Raw genomic sequence first — 14,993 nt, 5'->3', positions numbered from 1 at the left:
CTTGTGGATTCCCAATCACTGGTCACATCCTTAGGTCGGTATGGCGCAGTAAGCATTAGCGTGATATCAGAGGGACCAGCTACGCCGCCTCTTTATTCAGGGGGGATCAAAAGAGCAATTCGCTTGAAGAGGTCAGTGTCATTGGCGCGTAGAGCAGCCACCTGCTCTCCCATCAGGAACAGGAGCAGGAAATCTTCTCCGGGCCGCTCTGCTCCGTTACTCTGCAATCAGCGCATCACGCATCCTGAGCTGGTTGCGATGTTGGTAAATATCTAAACATAAATCTGGTAAATTAGTCACAGATACAGGTCTGAAGAGCGCAGGATATCTACAGATGGAATTTCAATGGACATTGAAGGAAGCACGGTACTATCAACATACAAGTTCAGCATTTTTGTTGAACTATTGAAAACAGCTGTACCAGCTTCTGGAATGAAATCAGACGAGAAGGAAAGTTCGAAGGCTTGATCACCTGCAATATTGACATTGGCATCAATGTCAGTCAGATCGATCACATCAAATTGGGACTGGTCAAAATCAGTGATTACATCATTTTCTCCAAAGGGTGATTCGGATATTGACGTATACAAAAATGTATCAAAGTCATCGCCACCCGCAATTCGATCTGCACCCAATCCACCTTTAATGATGTCCATACCACCGAATCCTATTAGAGTGTTATCTAAATCATTACCCGTAATTCTGTTATCCAAGGGGTTTCCATATGCATAAGTAGCTTGATTTCCCACAAGACTCAAGTTTTCGATATCACGAACTTGGCCATAACGATTAGCCACCAAACTAAAAGAAATGTAGGATTTAACATGGTCTATATCGGTATTCATCTCAGATTCTTGGATGATATCATTTATACCTCTAATAGTGTACTCATCACGACCCGACCCACCAAATAGGGTGTCAGCACCGGTACCACCATCGAGACTGTCATTACCAAAACCGCCAATCAATGAATCATTTCCAATGCCACCAAGCAGTGCATTATGACCTAGGTTTCCAGTGATTTCATTATCAAGATCATTTCCTATTAAGCCAATATTAAGAGTGCCTTGCAACTCAATGTCTTCAACATGCGGAGTGACTAGCAAGGAGTAAAGTGAGCGAGTATAGATTTTATCTCTTCCGTTGTCAGATAATTCAATAACCTTGTCATGGCGCGAATCAAGATAATAAACATCATTACCGGATCCACCAATTAGGGAATCTACGCCAGTACTACCATCAAGTGTGTCATTGAGCAAGCTTCCTTCTAATGTGTCATTACCACCCAATCCATTGAGGTAAAGACCTTGGGCTCTAGGCAGTCTTGATGACACACCGGTAATGTGATTAGAGGAGCTATTACCATTCACCTCAAGCAGGCGGACTTTATCTTGAACAACATTTGCATTCTCAAGATTCTCAGCGAGAGTAATTGATTGATTGATTGCATTAACAGTATCGATACCGCCGTCTTCTGATTCAAGGATTTGATCCAAGGAATCAATATAATAAGTATCATTTCCTAGACCTCCAGCTAATGTATCCTTTCCTTTTCCACCAGTCAAACTATCATCTCCATCATCTGATAACAAGTAATCATCTCCTTTTAAACCGCTTAGTGTATCGTCCTTACTCCAACCATAAATTGTGTTATTGGATTCGTTACCTTTAAAATCAAATGAAGGTTCTGTTCCAGCTAACACATCTGCCCAAATTTCCTCCGTATGAGCAGGCATCCTAAAAGTCTCTGCTCTGCAGTGTATTACGTCAACACCCTGGTTTCTTCTTTCTTTGACGATATCACGAGTGTGATTGACATAAAAATGGTCGTCACCTTTTCCGCCATCCATTGAGTCTGTGTAAGGTCTTCCCCATTCTTTGTCTGGGCGACCTCCTTCATTACGCCGCGAATTATGTCCTCGACCATCACCAAAAAGGTAGTCAGTATCTTTTCCACCTATGAGTGTATCCTTACCGTCATGACCATATAGTTCGTTACGTGTATTGTTACCAACAATTTTGTCATCCCCTCTGCCAGCAACAGCATTTTCGATAATTGATTGATATGAAATATTTAAATTATTCACACCGCCACCTACACTTGAGAAAAAGGCGTTCGATCGGCGTGGCTTTGAATCCCGTAAATCTATAATTTGATTAAATTCATGAGAATTATCGGCGCCGTCGTTATCGGTATCAAAGTATGAGAAGTCAATCCGATCATGCTGATTGGGATTTCGACCACGATCTACGATAGTGTACTGGAAACGATCAGCATTATCGATCATTCTCGCGTAATGATGTGATGTTTTTACGTCAATATTAGTTTTGTAACCATATACCGTTTCTCCAGCGAAGGCATTGATCGTTCCCACCGCTTTGTCATGATACATACGATCAAATGCTCGCAAGTCGGCAACATTTGGCGTTACCACTAACTTGTTGGTTTCATTAGGTCGAGCCACCATAGAATCAACCTGATCCCAATATGACATCAACGACAAGCTGAGTGAATCGTTTTTAAAGTGAGCCTGTTCGCAAATATTTCTATTCGAGTTGTAGGGGCCTGGATGGCCAAGACCTAGTGCATGACCAATTTCATGTAGATATGTCTGAAAGATCCTTTGGTTTCGATTATTCTGATTTCGATCTCTCCCATAATGGATTAAGATATATGCTCTATTTATCCAGTTCCAATAATTACCATCATATCCGTTGTCTTCATCCACATACGATAAAGCAGAGCCAAAGAACATATCACCCGAGGCAACACCATCGATGGCCTGGAAAACTGGACCGCCCCAATCAGCAAACTCGTCTCCAGTGTCTCCAAAGGTGATATCTGCATCACGGTTGCGCTCCTTGAACTTGATCCCCGTAACAGCAGACCAAGTTTTGAGTGCTTCTCTGGCTAAGGGGCGTCGATCGGGTGCCCTGTAACACGTTCCAGGCGGGTCATTCTCATCCCATGGAATTGCTGGACAAACTCTTTGTGGACGGAGGTCAGTTAAATCTACGGTTAGATCATATGAAGAAGGTTGGGTGACTTCTCTACCGAACTTTCTCCAACGAACCGGTTCTGATATCCATCTTGTCCACACATCAGAATCAAGATGATGCCAATCTTCACCTCTACGTTTTGAGACGAACCAATTTTTTACTAACCAATCTGCAAGCTTATTAATAGTTGCTGAGCTTGAAGGTCCTGAATTTCTCCAATGACTTGGTCTATATAAAGATTCGGAGGTATTAAAATGTGGGTAGTTATCACTAGTACCATTATCAGAAAATGGCTGACTACCAGTGAGGCCATCGCCAAGTTTGTGGGTCTTGCAAATGGTTGCAAACGAGAAGCCGCCTTCAGGATCACCATCGATCTTGTCAAGAACTTCGTGATCGTGATTAGCGCCCATTTTTAACTCTGTTTAGAGCCATAACACTTATATACTGCCCTATAAATTAAATAAACGTAATTTTAATCCTGTTTTAATGTATTTTTCAAATATATGCAGTATCAGCGATATTTGTCAACTCGCAGGCAAGAGAGTGCTTGCTAATTGACAAGTAATAGAAATATTGTTAATTATGGCATCGTTTAGTTCGGTTCTTGGGTAGAGGAAAAGACAGAAGCACATATCAGAATATCGACTTCCTGACTCCCAAGAGGAGACGAGTATTTAGCTTGAAAGCTAAATCCGGACCTGAGCTAGCAACCAGGTGATGCTACAAAATCAGCAACCTTCGTTTACTTGCATGGGGTAACGATCAGCGAGCAAGACCAGACGAAAGGATTATTTCCTCTAAAAGAAGGACAGCGATAATGAATATATCTGGGGGGATCCATAATCACTCCGAAGAAACGGATCGAGCCCGTCCAGCAGCAACTATTCGCCGGAAGATTATTCAAGTCCTGCACCCCGCCACGAAGCCATCGCTTGAAGGTTTCAGGGTCGTTGGCGGATCTCTTAATCAGCGTGTCGGTTCACAGTCCTCAGGGAAGAGACGCGAAACATCGGGATATTGCGCCCAAAGCCCCCTGAGATTCCCTCTCCTCCCAATCCTGTAAGACACAATCCCGTGTTGATTAGGGCCTGGGGACCAACTCGAGGCCAAAACATTGCCAGTTCGAATCGCAATGCCATGGTGAACTGCGCCGCCGATCGTCCAAGTCAACCGATACCCATCACCTGAACGTTCAATAACGATGTTTGCCTGATATTGGCCGCCGTTGGGATTGCTACCGACGCAACGATACCGACCGACAAGGTCTGCAGCTGCTGCTGGAGCAGCCGTGATTACGGCCATGGCTATCAGCCTTAATAAGAACAAACGATTCAAACCTCTCAGCATCACAGTCATCCTCGTAATAGCAAAGGCTCAACTGAACACGATGCTTACAAATCACATTACCCATTCGGGAGATCTTGCTGCTGGCCTATCCCCCATCTGAGTAGACACGAAAAAGCCCCGCCGTAGCAAGCCTGATGTTCTGCATGAAAGAAGTGCTAGGCAGCTGTGTCTGATGTCTTAGGGATAGTCACCATGAATAATTGATCATCTTCAAATCGACCTAAGCCTTCGGGCACGATCTTACCCGCTGGTGTGTCCAAAGTTAATTTGTAAGCAGTAGGCACGAAATCTAAAGTGCACGCAATTGGCTTATTGCCCTTCATGATATCCCAAGTGCATGAATGTAATTGTCTTGTGAACTTGAGTCTGGATGTATTCGTCAATTCATCGTGTGTTGCATCAGATGTCTTCCCTTTGAAGATCAGCTCATCCTTGCTGAACCTGCCATCTTCATTAATGTCCTGAAAAAGCTTGATTCTGGTAACCCGCCCGTTTTGCTTGGCTGTGATTAAACCATCTGTTCCACCTCTTGGACCGATAGGTCTGTTGAAATCAATCAAACCATTGCGATTGTTGAATTTGCCACGGATTGTTCTGATTTTGGCTGGCATTGACCCAAATAGTTTTGACAACTTTAGGTCTGGCTCAAGAAAGAGAAAAGTATCGTCTGATCCGAACGTCCCAAATGGTAAGAATACTTAGCGGCAAGATAGAGGATCAACATTGATGTTTTTACTCCCACACTCATCTAACAAATGGGGCATCTGGAGTTAGGCAAAAGGACGAAAGGCACAAAGAAGCCCTGCCGTAGCAGGGCTTGTGTTCTATGTGAGTATTCTGCCGGGGGTTACATCAGGAACCACACGCCCTGCCCTGCTTTTCCCAAAGTTGGGTCTTGTATGGCTTTCATCTACGTATTGAGCATCAGGCTCCCCGGCATGCGACGGATCAGAAATCAGTAGCGATTAGTGTGATTGAATCGTCGTTGAAGTCAATCCCAATGGTTGCTTCAGTCGAGTTGCTGTCAGCCATTTCAGAGCGGAGAGTGTCAAAGAACGTTGGATTAATTTCTTCCAGAAGGTCGATCAGCTTGCTTTGAGGTTCGCCGCTTTGGCTTCCATCTTGTCCGTAGTTAATAGTGGGATCGAAATCTGCAAGGAAGTCAAATCTTCCACCCGTATACTCCATCGCTTGTCCGTCAGGGCCGTGGTCAATATCTCCTCTAAAGCCAATCAGATAGTCGTACTGATTGGTTGTACCGCTCCGTTGTCCGTCTGGTCCGTAGTTGATGTCGCTGTCGATGGAATCGAGATCATTGCCAGTGTTGTCTCCACTGTCATGGCCTGAATTGTCGTCCATAGGGTTGTCCATTGACGTGCCTTTCTTTTTCTTTTTGCTCGAGCTGTTGTCGTTATCTTCATCGTTTTCATCTTTTTCTTTCTTCTTGGCCTCGGCAGCTTTTTTAGCTTTTGCAGCTTCTTCTGCTGCTTTCTTTTCGGCTGCAGCCTTTTCTTCAGCTGCCTTTTTAGCTTCTTCCTCTGCTTTCTTTTGTGCTGCTGCCGCTGCTGCCGCTGCTCTCTCTGCTTTTCGTTTCTCTTGCGCTGCATATGATTCAGAGCAGACTTTTGCAACTACTGCTCCTCCTACGACACCCGCACCCCAGGCGACAGCGGGTCCACCTACCGCGCCAATGGTGGCAAAAACCCATGACGCTTTGGCACCTACTGCTGTGCAAATAGTGTCTCCTGTTGTCCAGTTAAGTCCGCTTTTGCTTGATCCAGAAGCCCCATTTTGAACGGTTGACTGCAAGTCACTATCTCTCCTGTTAACAGCTTCTTCCAGAGTGCCAAAATTGACACCTTGATTGTTAATCAGATTTTCAATCTGGATAATTTCGCTATTGATGATAGTGTCGATTTTGCTGGTGTTGATATTGCTTATCTTGTTGGTATTGACGTCTACTTGATTGCTGTTTGTGTTTGCAGTGATATTGGTGAGATTTGCCTGTGAGGCATTTACAAACTTGCTGTTGATTGTGAAGGTCATTGTTCTGAGTGGTGTGTGGTTTGTGTCTTTGGGGTGTCCCCCTCCGATGTACACACCATCTCCGGAATCACTGGACCAGTTGATGACCTGCGTCAAAGGTGCCTGTGATGTTGGTCACAGGGGCTCAGAAGCACTGCAATGACTGTGTTCTATAGGTTCACCCCCAGATGCCATGCAATCAGCCTGTCCTTCTCGTCTTCAGCCAGAAACGGGGCAAGCCAGTCCATAAGCAGCTCCTTCACTGCAGGCTTCCCAAGATCTTGCACCCTATCACCGAGTAATTGAGTTTCAAGCCGCAACCAATTCTCTCTCAGCAAGACTCTGCCTGTATTGCTCAGCCTCAGCAAACCGTGTCCAATGGATCGAATAGCGGATGTTGGAGTTCTCAGATGCCTTGTCCACTGCAGCCTTTAACTCGTCAATTGAGATGGTGAAAAATTCACGGCGCAAGTTGACGCGGTTAAGGCGGTATTCCTCAATCTGTTTGTGGATGGCGTGTTCCAGCCCTGGCGCGTCATCTGTGAAAATCATGGCGTGAACGTCAAACGGGAAGGGAACGGAAGCATCGCCAAGTTCACGAACGCGGTCCATTGGTTCCAATCGTCGCGTCATTCCAACCTTGTAAACATGATCACCAAAAGAACCGATGTTGCTAATGATGTAAACGTGGCCGCTTTTCGTCATCTGTGCGCGGCTCATAGCACGTTCCTTGTTTTCGTTTGCTTCCTCAAGCAACCTTTCCAGTTCAGCGATTTTCCTGCGTTGCTTCTCTGATGCTTCCTGCCCTGCAAGTTCAACAATCTTCTGTGCTTCCTTGAGTGCCTTTGCATACTGTGCTGCTTCTCTTTCGGCATCGTTAGTGGCTTTTTCAATTTCCCTGATTGCCCTTTCTTCGTCCCTGATTTGTTGCCTTAGCTCAGCCTGTTCTTCTCTTTCAATTTGCTTTTGGAGATGAATTTCATGCACTAAATATGCTTCCTTTTCACGTAGGACAAGCAACTTGTCATTCCATGGGATTCTCTCCATCCCTGCCTTTTTATCGTAAAAATCAAACGCCCTGTTGATCTTGTTAATCACCGTTGAATCATTATTGTGCTTCAGGGTGGAAATCGCAGCATCACATTCTCCATTAAAACCACGTAGATAAGCGGTCGCCCGACGTTTCAAGGAATTGCGATATTTAGCAATTGAGCCATCAAAAATTAATTCATCCTCAATAGTTAAATCATCTGATCTCATGCAACGGAGGAGGATTCCGGCCGCAATATTCTTTTGCTTTTCTCGATTTGCCTTTAGCTTCATCTCCATTTCGGTTGAATTCAAATCCGGGTAGCGGCGAGGGCCAAAGCCAGCGGCGGACATCGCTTCTTCGTTTTCTAGTTCTTCCTGAAGAGCAGCTATCTCTGATTTGAGTCTTTCTGTCTTCTCTGTTGCCTTTGCGGCTTCTTCGTTGTTGGTGTTGGCAGTCTGCTCAGACGCGGCAATCTCACGCCTCAGGGACTCGATTCTTCGTGTCAGCTCAGTAAGGGTTTTTTCCTCTGCAGTGCGGACTTTCTTGATTTCATCCTCAACGCTGATGATTCCGCCATATCGCTTATTGAGTTTGCCGTTCGCTACCAGCAGTGCAACAGCCGAACAACTTGCAAAACCAGTGCCTGTCAGGGCCATGAATTTGCTGCGCCAACCTTCGCTAGCCATTGAGCCAACAGCTAGGCCAATAGCAGCGGCCACAGAAGCACCGGCAGCAAGAGGGAGTCGTAATCGCATTTGAAGAATATGAGATATCTTATAGATATCCCATAGCTATTGCATCTGTCAACCTAAGGGCTGGCAGCTATCGCAAAGATTTCGGTATGGTTGGGACATGGCCGAATCCCTCAAGCAAATCGCGCTCAGGCTTCCTCCGGAGTTGCTGGAGAGGATCGACAAGGCAGCGAAAGAAGCAGGGCAAGACAGAAGCAACTTCATCAGGGCTTGCGTCCATCAGGTAATCAGTGGCGGTGGCCTGAACCGGTATCCGGAGATTGACCAGCTTGAAGTCGTTGACGAAAGATCAAGAGACGTCATTCGTTCAGTTCTTGCGAGGCTGGATCGACTGGAAAGGGCACAGTTCGGCGACGTAACGACTCCCGATCCGTTTACCTGAAACGATCAGGCCAAGGTCGTCCTAATCAGCAGGGACACCGCTCTCAGGCCACGGTGCGCCTGCCTCTGGCCCGCCTGACCTGGAAAAGCGAGCGAATGCTGGGGGCGATTGATTTGTGAATTGTTGGGCAATAAAAAGGGGGCAAAGCCCCCTCAGTGGTCTTAGCAGTTAAGTGCTTCAAATTCTTCGGGATCTATCAAGTTATTGAGCATCAGCTCGCGCCTGAGTTCAATAAGGCGACTGCCGCCGTCTTGATGCCGTCTTGGTTTGAGGTAGTCGAGGGACGCAGCAATGACCTCACACCAATAGGAGCCCCGTGGCAGCTCCATTTCCTCGCAGTAAAAACCATCTGCAATGTCGAGACTTGAAGTCTCGGAAAGGGTTTCCTGAGTCCGCTTGAGGATCTGCTCAAGGAACGACCGCTTGCGACGGCTGAGGTTGCCGTCAGCAATGACGTCATTGCAAACGGACTCGACGTCCCAGTCAGATTGGCGCTCAGTAGCGCCAGCACCAGTTGTGATAGTCATGATGAATTTTTTTGAGATAAACGTGCCTCCGCTCCGTTGGAGAAAGATTAGAGATGCTTCAAATGGTTTTGACGACGCGCCGAAGCGGGAAATCTCGTCTCACTCAATATAAGCGAAAGGAAAGGGTTTTGCAAGCACCAATTGAACAGTTGAATACAAACGTTCAGTGGGTGAGACCATTTATTGGTCTGTAGTTGTTGGCTCCTACCACTCTTTAGTGAAGCCCGGCCTTCACAGCGGCGCCACCTCCAACAACAGCTGCCCACGCGTGCGATACACCCTCCGGTAGGCCTGAGTCAGCGCGATTGGCACACCACCACCAGCCTGCACCGTCTTGGACTGAGACACGGGCATTTCTGGACTCAGAACCCGCTCGAATCTCAGCTTGTGAGACGACTAGATCCGTATCGCTACTAGCTAAACCGGCACATCCGGCCCTTGAGTAACTGTCTCTGAAGCAATAACTCGATCGCTGGACTGAGCTTGCATTGGCATCGCTGTCAAAGCTCCGGGTCCAACGCTTTGAAGCCACGCTTGATAACAATCGGTGCCCTTCGGAGCCAGGCTGTTTACGGTGCTCTCACTGACATTGACGACGCTGATCGCAACGTCGGCTTGATCCAGCAGCACCCTGCTCACCCGTTGTGCGTGCAAGCTTGAGATTCCCAACAACGACCTGAGCTCATCCCGGGCTCCACGTTGTTTCGCATCATCTATTTCTTGCCAAAGCTCTTTGGTGATCGATTGCATCAAAGCAAGGGCAACGCCTGCGCGTTCTTCCGGAGTCATCTGCACCAGTGGATGCTGAGTTGCAGCTTTCTTTACTGCCCTGGAGACAGCCTGCTGAGTCATGCTCATGGCCTCAGCGATTTCTGATTGCTTCATTCCGCGAATGTGCATCTCGAAGCACTTATCCACCCGCTCCTGATACTTACGAACAGAAGTTCTGCCGGCCATCGAAGAAAAAGACACGTTCGTACAACTATTTTGGCGAGCCATTGCAGGTTCAACGTCTCTAAATACCTCTACCCCTCCCCCCCCCCCTCTCTCGATCTATTGGTAAATGAGGTGAGTAGAAGGGTTGTGAGCACTGGGATTGAGAGGATTTGTTTTCCCGGAGGGGTTGTGGATGTGTAAGGGGGGGGGTCAGGCAATCCAATCAGGCTGATCGGGCGAAATTTTCAAGGATTCGACGAATCGCTCACCGGCGGAAGTCAATCGGAAACCGCGACCACGGGAGCGAATGAGCTTCATTCCCCGGAGTTCATCGAGAGCGTTGTAGACGGACTGTGGGGGTCGATTGGAGAGTCGGATCAGATCGCTAGGGCTGGTAAAGCCAGCGACGAGGATTTGCTTATGGATGAGGACGAGAACTTGCTCACGGCAGTTCTCAAAGAAGTGGCCGTCGGTGACTTTGAGTTCACCGGCCTCGAGGACGTAACTAAAGCGCCGGTAGTTGGAGCCACGAAGCTTCAGGACATGCCAAATGCGGATCTTCGAGCCATCTGCCTGTTGCTTGGCTTCGATGAGGTGAACAACGCTTGGAACCTCTTGAAAGGCTGGATGGCCACCAATGGCCTTCATGGTGGTTCCACCGTTCCGGTTGGTGTGTTGTGAGATCCAGAGCGGGGCGGTTCGGCAAACGATCTGTTTCAGGAGCCGGAGATAGGTCTCAATCGGTCCTGTGCCGACGTTGATGCCAGCACCTCTAAAGACGGCGTTTGCGGTGTCGATGATGACGACAGCCACATCACCCATGGCCATGCGTTTGTAGAGGCGCTGGAGGTTGTGTAGAGAAACGTTCCATGGGTTTTCTCCTTTTTCATCGTCCTGAGCCCAGACCTCGAGGAGAGCGCCGCGTTCCTGTCCATTGATGGAAGCGAGATAGTTCTCCCACATGGAATAGGCAGTGCCCTCTCCGTCAGAGGCAATCACCAAGGCGGTAGAGCGCGGATCGTCGGGTGGATCAATGCGGGGAGCTTCGTGATCGAGAAAGCCTTTATCTCGAGCGGTCATGACAGTGGCCAGCTCGCAAAACGCTGTTGTCTTGCCTGCAGCGGCATCAGAAACCAAAAGATGCAGGTCGTTGTCGAGCCCGAACCCTGGGAGCTGTTGGCGCATGCCTTTGCCTTCTTTCGCTTTGCCAATCACCCGACCACGCACCTGCTGATTTGGTGCAGCTGTGGTTGAAATATCGAGGCCATGGGATTTGGCCCACTGCATCAGGATTCGCTCTTCTGCGCGATCACGGCGGACACCGAGCTTGAACAAGTCAGCAAAAGCAGCGTCGATTTCCCCGGCGTTGTTTTTGAGGTGGGCTTCCAGCAGGGCTTCAACGCCCAGATCGATCCGTTCGTTGAGAGGCAGGTCTTCGTCATCTGCATCGATAGGCTTTTCGACTAGCGCGGTGGAGGTGATTTCAGCTGACGGCTCCCATCGCAATGGAGTGATGGCTGCCAAGATCTCGTCATTGCTGGGGCTCTTGCTGGTGATCCAGTCCTCAACGCCACGGCACCATCAGCAGGTGGTGAACGCCAATCCATCTTTTTGTCTGGGCACTGCAGGGTCTGCAGCTGAGGGATGGCACCGGTCAGGTCGCGATACCAGTGATCAAGATCGGCCAGGTCGCAGTCGGGTGCCAACGCGACGGTGTGGCCATCAGCAATCAGCTTTCGCAGTTCTGTCACCAGCCGATCGCCAACGGCCAGGACAGAGATGGCAGGGATGCCACGGCCCGCCAAAAGGTCAGCTTTCAGCTCGCCGCGCAGCACCACAAGAACGCCAACGCTGACCACCTCAGCCATGGCTTTGTGCCATCGGTAAGGGGCGATCTCGATCTCTTTGGTGCCGTTAAGCCGCTTTTCCCAGCCAACCCATTTCGGCTTGTCGGGATAGTCGGTGCGCTTGCGGCTGACCTTTAGTGGGGAGCCATCCCAAAGCCGGTATTGAAAAAACTGGGTCTTTGGCTCGCGCCTGGTTTTCAGCGGTTCGGTGCAGAGATGCAGTGGCTTCCAGATGCCAAAGCCCTGCGCCTCGTCCGACTTCCCGCAATAGACAAAATCCTTTTTTGGATGCTGTTTGCCTGGGATGACGCCATTGCGTTCGCTGTGGCAAAAGACCAGCCCCGAATCAAGGATTCGACAGTCGCCGTCACGGGTGCGGCCACAGATTGGGCAAGGGTTTGCCCTGCTGCTGCGGGTGTAGCTGGTCATCAGCAGCTGAGAACTCCGCGAAGGCGTTCGTATAGATGGCAGCCGATAGATTTGTAATGCATTGGATTTCCCTGAAGCGGGGTTGTTCGATCGCGGGATCCAGCCAAGCTTTCCAAGGGCCGGTGGCTGAATCCCAGTGCCTGTCAGTACGCGATTGCAATAAGAGCTCTGTGAATGATTTCGTTCAGTGCTTGATTTTTTGAGCGAAATCCATTCACACGGGTGTAGTGCTCAAGCAACCTCTTTGTGCCGACCGGCACCCTGGCAACAAGGTGCTCGTGGGTCTTTAGATTTTGGGCGCAGGTTGACATTAATATAAAGATTTAATCAGGCTTGAACTGACACTAACCACCACAGATGGGGCAGCAAGGTGAACATCAGTGGTCTGCGTAAACCATGCAAGCATGTGCATTACTTCACAGGCAATATCTATTTAATTCCGCAAAAGTTGAGTATTTACACGCATAAAAAAGACCCCGTTTCAGGAGTCCTCGGAAAGAAATCTCTTTTTGCCCTGTTTTCACTCATGCGGGTGGAAGTGAATTCACGCCTTCGGCAACGGCCTGCTCCAACCGTCGCGGGTTGTAAAGCGCTCCGACGGAATCAAACATCGCCAGCATTCTTGTGATGGCATCAACGTGGCCCGATGCTTCGTCGCTTGCAGCTTGATTCTCCGACTCCCATTGTTTGTGCCCAGCGGCAGATAACCAGAACCAGAGTTCTTCACGAATCAACGCACGGGCAGCAGTTGGATTGGCGATCAGCGCATTAGCTTCCACCTTCCGTTGACCGTACGTCGCCAGGTAGTCCTGCACATACGGAAAATCATGGTGGTTGTGGTTCGGGTTGGCCAAGTCTTCACCGCTACTGGTCTCTAACCCGTCGATCCACAGCAGACCGGCATTGTCCACAAACTCGGCATTGAGCCCGAAGCGGACGATTCGGCCGTCTTCAGCCATCTCCTCCAGCTCGTATTCCCAGTTGAGAACCTTGGCCAATGGCATCAGGTTTTCAAGGATGGCTTCGGACATCTTGACCCCCATCGGATCCAAGTCACCGCAGTAGAGGATCACCGGTTCCAAACCCTCTGATTCAGCCCATTGGCATTCTTCAATCAGAGCCACTCGGCTGTTCACATCGGCTTGGCCTTTGCTGGCGAAGCGTCGCACCGCCTGCGGCAGCTCAGGTTCAAACAGCTTGATCAGGTCGCGTTTTTCAGTCCAGATGATCGGGAAGTGTTGCTGGTGTTTCCAGAAGCTGGCAGGCCAGTACTGCTTGGCTTGATCCAGCGATTCCCGCAGCTGACGGTTGATGTATTCCCGCGGGGTTAGCTCTCGATCGTGAGCATCGTGTCCAGAGAGAGCACGGGTGGAATCGGCAGCGACGAGCTCAAACGGAATCAGCCCTTCTTTTCGGCGATCGGCCAGCCATTTGCCAGCCCAGTTGAAATCACCTTTGGTGATGATGCCTTCAGACTCCAAAGCGTAAAGCCAGGATCGTGCGACAGGAGCGAAGCCAAGCTGCTCAACGTAATGGCGCATCCAGGCCACCACTTCGCGAACATCAGCGTGAAACTGCAGCCGTCGGGCTTCACTCACCCTGCCGCTGCCCATCCGGGGCAAAGCAGTGATGGTCATTGAATACAGGATCTAGAGATTGTTTTTGAGAGGCCCCAGGTGAAAGGGGCCAATGTGTTCATGCGCCCCAGAACTGCCGCTCGGCATCGGCGAGCTCGAGCAAGCACTCCCGCCTCGCACGCAACAGTTGGGCCTGCTCAGGTGTTGCAGGGCCACGGTGCACTCGCAACTTGCGATCAATGTCGTCGAGCCGTCGCTTGAGGTGATAAAGCTCAGCCACGAGCCACCCCCCCGCTCCGGAGCCCAATCCTCTCCTCAACATCGAAGCCAGCGGTCAGGATCTGATAGACCAAGCGGTTGCACTGCTGTTCCCGCTCGTCCATAAGGGCCCAGCACTGGGAATCAGTTGGCCTGGACATGCGGACCGCTTCATCACGCAGGCACTGAACGATCAGCAGCAGCTGGTCTTGGTCCAGGTAGATGTTGGTGCGGATGCAGCCGCCATCCACAGACAGGTGATGGCTCTTGTCGGTGTGAGGGGTCATCACGCTGCACCTTCAACAGATTTGCGTGCCTCATCCCAGGCTTTGAGCGTCAACTCGCGGTTCCAGATCCAGGGCGATCGATCCGCGGGAGTGAGGCGTTGGAAATGGCGCCCCTGCTGCCAGGGGCTCTGCTGGGACGAACGCCAATGATGGATGCTTCGGATTGAAATCCCGAGCTCAGCCGCCATCGGACCCGTGAGGAGCCAGGTGGTTTCAGACATCGTTTAGAGCCAGAAAGATCAGGTTTTGAGGTTTCTGGCGATCGCCGTTATCGCTGTTGGGCTCTCTTGGTGCGGAAAAACGCCCGATTCCGTCGGATCAATTCGTTCATCAACACGGGGTGGACCCGGGTGATTAAACAATTGCAGCCAGGTGGCAACTCAGGGCATTTCTCGACAGTCTCCTCAAGAAATTGACCAATCTGACGACGCTGAAATTTGAGCTCCGGAGGGAGCTCAAAAAAGGCAGCCTTGGATCGGTTGGATTTTTTGGGCGAGCGGCGAGTCATGCGAGCTGGGAAGGGAACCGCAGAGAAACAGCGATAACGGCGACCCGACCCGATAGTCATCGCCGGCTGCCGACCGGAGAGA

At 49.7% G+C, this 14,993-nt stretch carries 13 protein-coding genes; 1 reads left to right on the top strand and 12 read right to left on the bottom strand.

What is annotated here, in order from left to right; all coding sequences use genetic code 11:
* Nucleotides 1-296: 296 nt before the first annotated feature.
* The 4 genes from KR100_RS14720 to KR100_RS01870 form a co-directional block, all read right to left on the bottom strand.
* Nucleotides 297-3,413, bottom strand: coding sequence for a M10 family metallopeptidase C-terminal domain-containing protein (locus tag KR100_RS14720; RefSeq protein ID WP_081858840.1), 3,117 nt, complete (start codon nucleotides 3,411-3,413; stop codon nucleotides 297-299).
* Between the two features lie 1,092 nt (nucleotides 3,414-4,505).
* The gene (locus KR100_RS01880; protein WP_038542742.1) at nucleotides 4,506-4,961 is read right to left on the bottom strand and encodes a hypothetical protein; all 456 of its coding nucleotides are present in this window, start codon (nucleotides 4,959-4,961) and stop codon (nucleotides 4,506-4,508) included.
* Nucleotides 4,962-5,298: 337 nt separating this feature from the next.
* Complete coding sequence (locus KR100_RS01875) at nucleotides 5,299-6,396, bottom strand: hypothetical protein (RefSeq protein WP_038542740.1); 1,098 nt, start codon at nucleotides 6,394-6,396, stop codon at nucleotides 5,299-5,301.
* 288 nt (nucleotides 6,397-6,684) lie between these two features.
* Nucleotides 6,685-8,163 (bottom strand): DUF4041 domain-containing protein, encoded by a 1,479-nt coding sequence (locus KR100_RS01870; protein WP_081858839.1) that lies wholly within the window; start codon nucleotides 8,161-8,163, stop codon nucleotides 6,685-6,687.
* A 97-nt stretch (nucleotides 8,164-8,260) separates the two neighbouring features.
* Here KR100_RS01870 and KR100_RS01865 point away from each other — a divergent pair, with 97 nt between their 5' ends.
* Nucleotides 8,261-8,542, top strand: a complete 282-nt coding sequence (locus tag KR100_RS01865) for a ribbon-helix-helix domain-containing protein (protein WP_038542738.1) — start codon at nucleotides 8,261-8,263, stop codon at nucleotides 8,540-8,542.
* Between the two features lie 161 nt (nucleotides 8,543-8,703).
* Here KR100_RS01865 and KR100_RS01860 read toward each other — a convergent pair whose 3' ends face one another.
* The 8 genes from KR100_RS01860 to KR100_RS01830 all read right to left on the bottom strand — a co-directional run bounded on the left by KR100_RS01860 (nucleotide 8,704) and on the right by KR100_RS01830 (nucleotide 14,624).
* Entirely contained in the window at nucleotides 8,704-9,069 is a 366-nt protein-coding gene (locus KR100_RS01860; protein ID WP_038542736.1) for a hypothetical protein, read from the bottom strand.
* 417 nt (nucleotides 9,070-9,486) lie between these two features.
* Nucleotides 9,487-10,068, bottom strand: coding sequence for a hypothetical protein (locus KR100_RS01855; RefSeq protein WP_156097873.1), 582 nt, complete (start codon nucleotides 10,066-10,068; stop codon nucleotides 9,487-9,489).
* A gap of 147 nt (nucleotides 10,069-10,215) precedes the next feature.
* Nucleotides 10,216-11,529, bottom strand: a complete 1,314-nt coding sequence (locus KR100_RS01850) for a hypothetical protein (RefSeq protein WP_156097872.1) — start codon at nucleotides 11,527-11,529, stop codon at nucleotides 10,216-10,218.
* Nucleotides 11,469-12,281 (bottom strand): hypothetical protein, encoded by an 813-nt coding sequence (locus tag KR100_RS01845; protein ID WP_038542731.1) that lies wholly within the window; start codon nucleotides 12,279-12,281, stop codon nucleotides 11,469-11,471. The genes KR100_RS01850 and KR100_RS01845 overlap by 61 nt, the downstream gene beginning before the upstream one ends.
* A gap of 524 nt (nucleotides 12,282-12,805) precedes the next feature.
* Complete coding sequence (locus KR100_RS01840; protein ID WP_038542729.1) at nucleotides 12,806-13,918, bottom strand: hypothetical protein; 1,113 nt, start codon at nucleotides 13,916-13,918, stop codon at nucleotides 12,806-12,808.
* Between the two features lie 58 nt (nucleotides 13,919-13,976).
* On the bottom strand, nucleotides 13,977-14,138 hold the full coding sequence (locus KR100_RS15545) for a hypothetical protein (RefSeq protein ID WP_156097871.1): 162 nt from the start codon (nucleotides 14,136-14,138) through the stop codon (nucleotides 13,977-13,979).
* The gene (locus tag KR100_RS01835) at nucleotides 14,131-14,403 is read right to left on the bottom strand and encodes a hypothetical protein (protein WP_038542728.1); all 273 of its coding nucleotides are present in this window, start codon (nucleotides 14,401-14,403) and stop codon (nucleotides 14,131-14,133) included. Before KR100_RS01835 ends, KR100_RS15545 begins: the two co-directional genes overlap by 8 nt.
* Nucleotides 14,403-14,624 (bottom strand): hypothetical protein, encoded by a 222-nt coding sequence (locus tag KR100_RS01830; RefSeq protein ID WP_038542726.1) that lies wholly within the window; start codon nucleotides 14,622-14,624, stop codon nucleotides 14,403-14,405. Before KR100_RS01830 ends, KR100_RS01835 begins: the two co-directional genes overlap by 1 nt.
* Between the last annotated feature and the right edge of the window lie 369 nt (nucleotides 14,625-14,993).

The sequence above is a fragment of the Synechococcus sp. KORDI-100 genome, from assembly GCF_000737535.1.
In the GTDB taxonomy this organism is placed as follows: Bacteria; Cyanobacteriota; Cyanobacteriia; order PCC-6307; family Cyanobiaceae; genus Parasynechococcus.
Note: the sequence above shows the minus strand (reverse complement) of the source record. Positions and strands in the feature narration are given on the sequence as shown.

What these genes read in the sequence shown, in the direction of transcription:
- KR100_RS01830 (WP_038542726.1), bottom strand. Translation starts at nt 14,624, where the DNA reads ATGTCTGAAACCACCTGGCTCCTCACGGGTCCGATGGCGGCTGAGCTC.
- KR100_RS01835 (WP_038542728.1), bottom strand. Translation starts at nt 14,403, where the DNA reads ATGACCCCTCACACCGACAAGAGCCATCACCTGTCTGTGGATGGCGGC.
- KR100_RS01865 (WP_038542738.1), top strand. Translation starts at nt 8,261, where the DNA reads ATGGCCGAATCCCTCAAGCAAATCGCGCTCAGGCTTCCTCCGGAGTTG.
- KR100_RS01845 (WP_038542731.1), bottom strand. Translation starts at nt 12,281, where the DNA reads ATGACCAGCTACACCCGCAGCAGCAGGGCAAACCCTTGCCCAATCTGT.
- KR100_RS14720 (WP_081858840.1), bottom strand. Translation starts at nt 3,413, where the DNA reads ATGGGCGCTAATCACGATCACGAAGTTCTTGACAAGATCGATGGTGAT.
- KR100_RS01880 (WP_038542742.1), bottom strand. Translation starts at nt 4,961, where the DNA reads ATGCCAGCCAAAATCAGAACAATCCGTGGCAAATTCAACAATCGCAAT.
- KR100_RS01870 (WP_081858839.1), bottom strand. Translation starts at nt 8,163, where the DNA reads ATGCGATTACGACTCCCTCTTGCTGCCGGTGCTTCTGTGGCCGCTGCT.
- KR100_RS01860 (WP_038542736.1), bottom strand. Translation starts at nt 9,069, where the DNA reads ATGACTATCACAACTGGTGCTGGCGCTACTGAGCGCCAATCTGACTGG.
- KR100_RS01840 (WP_038542729.1), bottom strand. Translation starts at nt 13,918, where the DNA reads ATGACCATCACTGCTTTGCCCCGGATGGGCAGCGGCAGGGTGAGTGAA.
- KR100_RS01875 (WP_038542740.1), bottom strand. Translation starts at nt 6,396, where the DNA reads ATGACCTTCACAATCAACAGCAAGTTTGTAAATGCCTCACAGGCAAAT.
- KR100_RS01855 (WP_156097873.1), bottom strand. Translation starts at nt 10,068, where the DNA reads ATGGCTCGCCAAAATAGTTGTACGAACGTGTCTTTTTCTTCGATGGCC.